Source organism: Synechococcus sp. R3-13 (assembly GCF_047462195.1).
Classification (GTDB): domain Bacteria; phylum Cyanobacteriota; class Cyanobacteriia; order Thermostichales; family Thermostichaceae; genus Thermostichus.
The window spans coordinates 1-8,495 of record NZ_JANSIO010000423.1 but is presented as its reverse complement, the minus strand read 5'-3'; the positions used below and the strand labels follow the sequence as shown (position 1 = coordinate 8,495).

The following is an 8,495-nucleotide window of genomic DNA, read 5'->3' as shown; positions in this document are numbered from 1 at the left end:
AGTGCGGGGCTCCTGCGATTTCTAGCTGACTCCTTCCTGGAACCGCATGGGATAGCTTAAGTATATGCACGTACTATCCCATGTACTTATTCTACCAAAATGGATCAGATGCTTCCAGACAAATCTCCCGGCCGGCTTAGCTCCAGGGATCCCAGTGCTCATGAAATTGGCCTTCCAAGATGGCCTGACGCATCTTCTGGGTGTAGCGCATCAGCTCTGTGATGTTGTGGATGGAGAGCAGAGTGTAGCCCAGGATCTCCTGGGCGCGGATGAGGTGACACAAGTAGGCTCGGCTGAAGTGGCGGCAGGTGTAGCAGGGACAGTCGGGATCGATGGGATCCAAGCTGCGGCGGTGTTCCGCATTTTTGATGTTCCAGCGTTGGCCGCGGCTGATCACCGTGCCATGGCGGGCATAGCGGGTGGGGATCACGCAGTCAAACAAATCCACTCCGGCGGCCACGGCGGCCCGCATCTCGGCATAGGTGCCCACCCCCATGAGATAACGGGGGCGATCTGCCGGCAGTAGAGGGGCTGTTTGCCGCACAACGGCGTGCATAAACTCGACCGGCTCCCCCACACTCACCCCGCCAATGGCATAGCCCGGCAGATCCAACCGACAGACCTCTTCCACCGCCCGCCGGCGCAGCTTAGGGTAAACTCCCCCCTGCACAATGCCAAACAAAGCCTGATCTGAGCGGCGATGGGCTTTCACGCACCGTTTCAGCCACTGGGTGGTTCGCCGCACCGCTGCTTCCACTTCCTCAGGGCTGGCAGGGTAGGGCGGGCACTCGTCGAAGGCCATGATCACATCGGCACCCAAGGCATTTTGAATCTGGATGGATAGCTCTGGGGTGAAGTGAATGATGCGGCCATCGAGAGGAGAGCGGAACGTCACTCCCTCCTCGTTGATTTGGCGAATGGCGCTGAGGCTGAAGACCTGGAAGCCCCCTGAGTCGGTAAGGATGGGGCCCGACCAGCCCATAAAGCGGTGCAGCCCCCCTGCCGCTTGAATGATGCTTTCGCCAGGTTGCAGGTGGAGATGATAGGTGTTGCTGAGGATGATGTGGGCACCTGTCTCCTTGAGCTGGGCCGGGGTGAGGGTTTTCACGTTGGCCAAAGTTCCCACCGGCATAAAGCAAGGGGTTGGGATCCCGCCGTGGGGGGTGACGAAGTATCCCGCCCGCGCTTGGGTATGGGGGCAGGTGCCCTCGCAGGTGAAGGTAAAGTCGGCCAAGGTCAGCGTTATCGGCTTTAATCTTGTGCGCAGCAGAGCTTAGCACAGATAGAGCCGCCGGCAAGGGATCCCTTTTGCCAGCCTTGACAGGGATCCCCTGCTTTGGGCACACTTGTAGATCGCCGCGGAACTGGCGGAATGGTAGACGCGCTAGATTCAGGTTCTAGTGGCAGCAATGCCATCGGGGTTCAAGTCCCCGGTTCCGCACTCTCTTTCCTTCAACACTTAGGTTAAGCTATGCCGACATGCCCTGTCGGCCAAGTAAGTATTGGGGGTGTAGCTCCACGGCCAAATTAGACTCCCTGCTCGCCGTGATGCTTCATCTCTTTCAAGTTGCCCTTAGAGGGTCAATTCGCTCTCAATTTGACTGAGTTTAATGCGGGCAAGAGCTAAGTTCCCTTTTTCTCGGTCTAAGGCTAGGTAGAAAAATAGGCCGTTTATGGTTTTAAGCATACGCATTAGATGGTACTGAGTTTCCAGGATGATTAAAATCTCTTCAATTCTGTCGGTGAACTTAAGTGACTCCGCGACTCGCATCTTAGCGCGAATCACTTCTGTGTTTCCGGCGATTGCCAGCTCCAAGCTAGCTTCAGGAAAAGCGGGGCTGTTGGTGCCCTTATATCCCAAGCACATTCCAGTTTTCCAATCCCCCAGCGCTACCCCCAGTGCTCCATCGATGCTCAGAGCTTTTACCAAACTGTCTTGGAGTTTTTGCATGACTGAGAGTATTCCCCCTTTACAAAGCTCGTCGCTCTATAGTAAGTCTTCCGTTGAGAAATTTCAACTCGAAGCTTGCTTAATTTGCAGGAGCTAGAGTAGCTGACGCAGGCGTGGTGAAAATGTAGCGAACTGAACCAACGGGAAGCTGGTTTGGGGATCGGATCCCTGTAGCTTCCGGTGGAGAGGCTTGGAAGTTATGCTGGGGTTACCTCTTTTACCTTGAGACTATCGACCTCCGAGATCGGTGGATCGGGATCCCTTTCTCTCCGCTTAGTTTGACCTATGCCTAAGGCCCCCCTCCCTCCCAATGAGGAGCAACGGCTGGCTGCCCTGCGGCAGTATCAGATTTTGGACACCGCTCCTGAGAACAGCTTTGACGAACTCGTGCGGCTGGCTGCCCACATCTGCGGCACGCCCATTGCTCTGGTCAGCCTTATCGACGAACACCGCCAGTGGTTTAAAGCCAAATTCGGCGTCGATGTGCAGGAGACTCCCCGGGATGTGGCCTTCTGCGCCCACGCCATCTTGTCTCCCCAAGAGCCGCTGGTGGTGCCCGATGCCACTCAGGATCCGCGCTTTGCCGACAACCCGCTTGTTACGCAAGAGCCCCACATCCGCTTCTATGCTGGCATCCCTCTGGTAACTCCAGAAGGGCAAGCCTTAGGCACGCTTTGCGTTATCGATTATCAGCCTCGGCAGCTTAGCCCGGAGCAATTGGAGCAGCTCAAGGCTCTGGCCCATCAGGTAGTAGCTCAGTTGGAGCTGCGCCGTAGCTTGAGGGAACTGGCTCAGACGCCTCTGCTGCCTAAGTCGGGGGATACTAAACCTGCCCGCAAAAACCGCTTTCTCCTCAAAGTTACCGCCGGTTTTGGCCTAGCTGCCTTGCTTCTGGGCGGGATCACCTACTCAGCTCAGCGGAATGCCTCTCAACTGCCGCAGCTTACAGAACGAGTGGCCCACACTCTAAAAGTGATCCAAAACTTGGAAGGATTGCTGGCGGAAACCCGCGCCGCCGAAGCCGGTAAACGTGGCTATCTTCTGACCGATAATCCTCGCTACCTCGGTGAGTACCAAGACAGCCTTGAAGCAATCTCTACCCGTCTGCGCCTGCTGCAGGAACTGACTGTCGACAACCCCCTGCAACAGGAGCGTCTGAAGCGCCTAGAGCTGCTGCTGAAGCAACGGCTACGAGTCATCCAAGACTTGATCCGGCTGAGGGAGCAAGAGGGGCTACCTGCCGTTCAGGAAGCTCTAGAAAGCAGCGAAGGGCCAAGGTTGGTGGAGCAAATTGTCGAGTTGATTCGGGTGCTGCAGCAGGAGGAAAATCGCCTTCTGGAGCAACGCAATCAGGAACTGCAGTTAACCTGGGTGAGAACCAATCTCATTGCTTTTGGCGGGCTCATTTTTACTTACCTGGTTCTGAGCGCCGTTTACTTCCTCATCCGCCGGGAGACTGCCGAGCGGGAAGAGGCAGAACGATCCCTCAAGCAAGAGCGAGATTTTACCAACGCGGTTATTGATACAGCAGGGGCGCTGGTGGTGGTCATGGATCCAGAAGGGCGTATCCTGCGCTTCAACCGCGCTGCCGAGCAGCTTTCTGGCTACTCGCTGGCAGAGGTCAAGGGCCGGCTGCTGTGGGATTTGGGTTTGATCCCGCCGGAAGATGTGCCCAGTGTAAAGCAAGCTTTTGAACAGCTCAAGGGCAATCATTCCCTCTTTTTGAATCGCCATGAGAATTTTTGGCGCAGCAAGCAGGGGGCACTGCGGCTTATTTCTTGGTCTAACACCGCCCTAATCAACGCTGCCGGCGAGGTGGAGTTTGTCATGGGCACCGGCATCGACATCACCGACCGCAAGCTGGCGGAGCTGGCCTTGAAAGAAAGCGAAGAGCGCTACCGGGATCTCTTTGAAAATGCCACTGACCTCATCCAAAGCGTGGATGCTGAAGGGCACTTTTTGTATGTCAACCGCGCTTGGAAAGAGACCTTGGGCTATGACGAAGCTCAAGTTTATCAAATGACCCTCTTCGACATTCTCCATCCCGACTGCCGGGAGCACTGCCAGGCTCTTTTCCAGAAGCTTCTAGCAGGGGAGAAACTGGAGAGGGTAGAGACAGCTTTCCTCACGGCCAGCGGTGAAACCGTTTGGGTGGAGGGCAATGTCAACTGCCGCTTTGAAGATGGAGTGATGGTGGCTACGCGAGGCATCTTCCGCAACATTACTGAGCAGAAGAAAGCGGCAGAGGAATTGGAGCGGCAAAACCGCCGGGCTCAGTTGCTAGCCAATCTCAGCTTGAAGATCCGCGAATCTTTGGATATCGCCGAGATCCTAGAGACGACGGTAACAGAAATCCAAGCCCTGCTCAAAGCCGACCGAGTCTTGGTCTACCGCTTCCAGCCGGATGGTTCTGGGATCATCTCCAACGAGAAAACTCAGCCAGGGATCCCCTCCTTGATGGGAGAGGTGATCGAGGATCCCTGTTTTCAGGAAAAGTACGCCCAGCTCTACAGCCAGGGCCGCGTTCGCGTTGTTAGCGATGTGGAAAGTGAAGGACTGGAGCCTTGTTACCTAGAGCTGCTGCAAAAAATGCAGGTCAGGGCCAACTTGGTGGTGCCGCTGTTTTTGGAGCAGCAGTTGTGGGGGTTGTTGCTGGCCCACCAGTGCTCCGGGCCGCGTCAGTGGCAGCCGTTTGAGATGGAGCTGCTGTCGCAGTTGGCCAACCAAATTGGCATTGCCCTCACCCAGGCAGCCCTTTTGGAACGGGAGAGAAAGCGCGGCCTCGAGCTGGAACAAGCCCGCAAAGCAGCTGAGCAGGCTGCCCAGGCCAAGAGCAGCTTCTTGGCCACCATGAGCCACGAGATCCGCACCCCCATGAACGCGGTACTGGGGATGACGGGCCTGCTGCTGGAGACCCCCCTCAATGCAGAACAGCGGGACTTTGTAGAGACCATTCGCGTCAGCGGCGATGCGCTGCTCACCCTCATCAACGACATCCTGGACTTCTCCAAATTGGAGGCCGGGGAAATGGAGCTGGAGATCCTGGATTTCGATCTCCGCTCGTGTCTGGAAGAGGTGGCGGATCTGTTTGCCCCCACTGCCCACGCCAAGGGATTGGAGCTGGCGGTGCTCATGCCACCGGAAGTGCCGCGCTACCTGCGGGGAGATGCCTCGCGACTACGGCAAATCCTCAACAATTTGGTAAGCAACGCCATTAAGTTCACCCACCGAGGAGAGGTGGTGATCCAAGCGGAGGTGCTGCAAGAAACCGCTACCCATGTCCACCTCAAGCTCTCGGTGAGAGATACCGGGATCGGGATCCCGGCGGCGGCGCAGAGCAAGCTGTTTCAACCGTTTAGCCAGGTGGATGCCTCTACCACCCGCAAATACGGAGGTACGGGACTGGGCTTGGCCATCTGCAAACAACTGACAGAACTGATGGAGGGAACCATCTCGTTGCAAAGCCAGGAGGGACAGGGCAGCACCTTCAGCGTCGAGCTGACTCTGGAGCGGCAGCCCTACGTCCAGCAGCTTGCCCAGCCTTCTGCTCGCATCCCGGTGGATCTGCAGGGCAAGCGACTGTTGGCGGTGGACGACAACGCCACCAATCGCAAGATCCTGCGCTGTCAGGCCGCGGCTTGGGGAATGGTGGTGGAAGAGGCCGAAAATGCCTATCAGGCTATGGACAAACTGCGCCAAGCCGTTCGGGAAGACAGACCCTTCCCCCTGGCCGTTTTGGATATGCAAATGCCAGAGGTGGATGGGGAGACCTTGGGCCGCTGGATCAAGGCAGATCCGCAACTGGCGGAGACGGAATTGGTGATGATGACTTCACTGGGACTGGGGGGGCACTCCCGCCGCGCTGCCGAAATCGGCTTTGCCGCCTACTTGGTTAAGCCGGTAAAACAAAGCCGTCTGCAGGAGGCGTTGGCCATGGCCCTGGGGAAATCTTCTGGCCTCTCCACCTCTCTTTTGGGCATTGGCCCCCCTCTCTCTCAGACGACGCCTATGGCCGACCGACCCCAGCAGTCCCTGCGCATTTTGCTGGCAGAGGATAACCCCGTCAACCAAAAGGTGGCTTTGCGCCAGCTCGAGAGTTTGGGCTACAAGGCCGATGTGGTGGCCAATGGTCAGGAGGTATTGGATCTCCTGCAGCAGGTCAGATATGACCTTATTCTCATGGATTGCCAAATGCCGGTGATGGACGGCTACGAGGCCACCCGCCGTATCCGCCAGCAGGAAAGACTGGAGAAGGGATCCCGCCGTCGCGCCGTCATCATCGCCATCACGGCCAACGCCATGCAGGAGGATAGGGAGCGCTGCCTGCAGGCAGGTATGGACGACTATCTCAGCAAGCCGGTGCTGAAGGAAGATTTGGAAAGGGTGCTCAACCACTGGAGCCAGCTGATTGCTCAGTCTGCAGGGGGATCCTCCAACCAAGCCGCTTCTGAAGCAGCCTCTCCAGCTTCCCCCGCCGAGAGCCGGGATCCCTCTTCTCCCACCCAGCCCTACCCCATCGACTCTGCCTACCTGGATCAGGTTTCCGGCGGGGATCGGGGGTTTCAGCGAGAGCTATTGCAGGTGTTCATCCAAGATTGCGAAACCCAGCTTCCGCAACTGCGCCAAGCCATTGCCGGTTACGACGCAGAAAGAATGCGGCGGGTCGCCCACCGCCTCAAAGGAGCCAGCTCCAATGTGGGAGCCAACGCTTTTTGCCAAGTGGTTCGCGAGCTGGAACACTTAGGAGTGGCGCTGGCCCAGCAGGGATCCCAAGGTGGTCATGACCTAGAATGGGCACGCGCTCTCCAGGCCCCAGAAGACCTAGAACGCATCTTGGCCGATATCCGCCAGTACTTGCGAGATCTGGAAGGATAGATTCCAAAGGCTCGGCGCCGCTTCCGCGGCCACCCCCTCTCCCAGAGAGAGGGGAGTTAGGAAGCAATGCAGCAGAAATTTTCATGCCTGTTGCATTCGGAAGCGATGCAAAAGCCTGGCCGCAGCCAGGCCTGTAAAGATCTACAGCAAAGATCTACAGCAGTGTCTTGGGTCTACTGGGATTACATCAGGCCAATTTGAGAGAGGATCCCTTGGCCGGTCAGCAACTCGGTCGCAACGCCGATCACAAAGCCCAACATTGCCAAACGGCCATTCCATTTTTCGGCGAAGGTGGTAAAGCCAAACTTAGCTTCTTGGTTTTCCATGGTTCTAGCTCCATCAACAGGTGACATCTTTAATGTGGCTCAGATATTAAAAAGTGTCAAGTTTTGTGTCGAGAGCTAACAAGGGATCCCTAGCTGCTTTTCACGGTTGTCCAGAGGGCGTCGATGAGGCGCAGCTCTTCCCCTGACAGCACTTTAAGGTAGGTGAGTTTGGCAAGGGCCTCTTCGTCAGGGTAGATGGCCGGGTTTTGCCGATCTTCTGGGTTGATCATGGGCAGAGCTGCAGCGTTGGGGGTGGCGAAGCGGTTGTGGTTGCTCAGTTGAGCGCCGACTTCAGCATCCAGGATGAAATTGATGAAGCGATTGGCCAGCTCGGGGTTGGGGGCCTGGGCGGGAATGGCCATTACATCCAGCCAAATGTGGGCACCCTCGCGGGGGACAAAATAGCCGATGTTGGGGTTTTCTTCGGCAGCTTGCAGGGCATCGCCGCTGTAGACGATGGCTACATTGGCCGTTCCAGAAACCAGTTGGTTTTTGCCCCCCACGCCCCCAATTAGGCCGGCACTGCGGCGCTTGGTGTCGATCAAAAGCTGCTGGATCTGCTGCAGTTCGGAGCGAACGGTGGTATTCATATCGAAGCCCAGGTAAACGGCAGCGGCACCGATCATGGAGCGCATCTCGTCGATCATCACAAAGGGGCCATACTGCTGCTGCGGGTCGAAAATCAATCCCCAAGAGCGTTCAAAGTTTTCGGGCAGGCGGTCTTTGCGGTAGCCAATGCCGGTGGTGCCCCACTGATAGGCGGCGGTGTAGGTGTTTTCTGGATCAAAGGGCAGGCCGACAAATTTTTCGCCCAGGTTGCTTAGGTTGGGGATCAATTCTTTGTTGAGAGGCTGCAGCAGTCCCAGCTCCAACATGTTGGGCACAATGTAGTCGGTGGGAACAACAATGTCGTACTGGCTGGTGCCTCCCCCCCGCAGTTTGGCCACCATGTCTTCGTTGGATTCGTACACGCTGACCAGCACGCGGCTATTGGTGGCTTTTTCAAAGGCGGTGAGGATGTCGGGATCGATGTATTCTGACCAGATGTAGAGGTTGAGAGTCTGCCTCTGGGCAGAGGTAACATGGGGCCAAAACAAAACCAGGACAAGCACACAGCAGAGTAGGGTTGTAGCCGAGGCAATCCACTTTTTCATGAGATTTCTCCGACTGTGAAAAGTTGAAAACATCGTATCTGCTTTCATCCCCCAGCCGGCTACACCCGCGGCTAGGGGGCACGCCTTGGGCAATCGCCAAGCCCCGCAAACTCCGGTTGAGGCTCGGGTACTCACCCTTGTTTCCAAGACAACACCCAAACGGTATCAACGCCTCCGCGAGCGATCCGC

Annotated in this window: 5 protein-coding genes and 1 tRNA gene; 2 read left to right on the top strand and 4 right to left on the bottom strand. The window is 56.8% G+C overall.

The genetic code is table 11. From position 1 onward, the window contains the following. Positions 1-136: 136 nt before the first annotated feature. The gene (gene tgt / locus NW856_RS12280; RefSeq protein WP_414400499.1) at positions 137-1,246 is read right to left on the bottom strand and encodes a tRNA guanosine(34) transglycosylase Tgt; all 1,110 of its coding nucleotides are present in this window, start codon (positions 1,244-1,246) and stop codon (positions 137-139) included. A 112-nt stretch (positions 1,247-1,358) separates the two neighbouring features. On the opposite strand from tgt, the gene NW856_RS12275 reads away from it, so the two are divergent. Beyond that, positions 1,359-1,441, top strand: a tRNA-Leu gene (locus tag NW856_RS12275). Positions 1,442-1,573: 132 nt separating this feature from the next. Here the strand turns inward: NW856_RS12275 and NW856_RS12270 are convergent. Beyond that, positions 1,574-1,951, bottom strand: a complete 378-nt coding sequence (locus tag NW856_RS12270) for a hypothetical protein (protein ID WP_414400498.1) — start codon at positions 1,949-1,951, stop codon at positions 1,574-1,576. A gap of 285 nt (positions 1,952-2,236) precedes the next feature. Here NW856_RS12270 and NW856_RS12265 point away from each other — a divergent pair, with 285 nt between their 5' ends. Next, complete coding sequence (locus NW856_RS12265; protein WP_414400497.1) at positions 2,237-6,826, top strand: GAF domain-containing protein; 4,590 nt, start codon at positions 2,237-2,239, stop codon at positions 6,824-6,826. A 182-nt stretch (positions 6,827-7,008) separates the two neighbouring features. Here the strand turns inward: NW856_RS12265 and NW856_RS12260 are convergent, their stop codons facing one another. Together NW856_RS12260 and NW856_RS12255 are read right to left on the bottom strand one after the other, a co-directional pair. Next, positions 7,009-7,179, bottom strand: a complete 171-nt coding sequence (locus NW856_RS12260) for a chlorophyll a/b-binding protein (protein WP_011432158.1) — start codon at positions 7,177-7,179, stop codon at positions 7,009-7,011. A gap of 62 nt (positions 7,180-7,241) precedes the next feature. Further along, complete coding sequence (locus NW856_RS12255; RefSeq protein WP_148202683.1) at positions 7,242-8,306, bottom strand: spermidine/putrescine ABC transporter substrate-binding protein; 1,065 nt, start codon at positions 8,304-8,306, stop codon at positions 7,242-7,244. Positions 8,307-8,495: the final 189 nt, after the last annotated feature.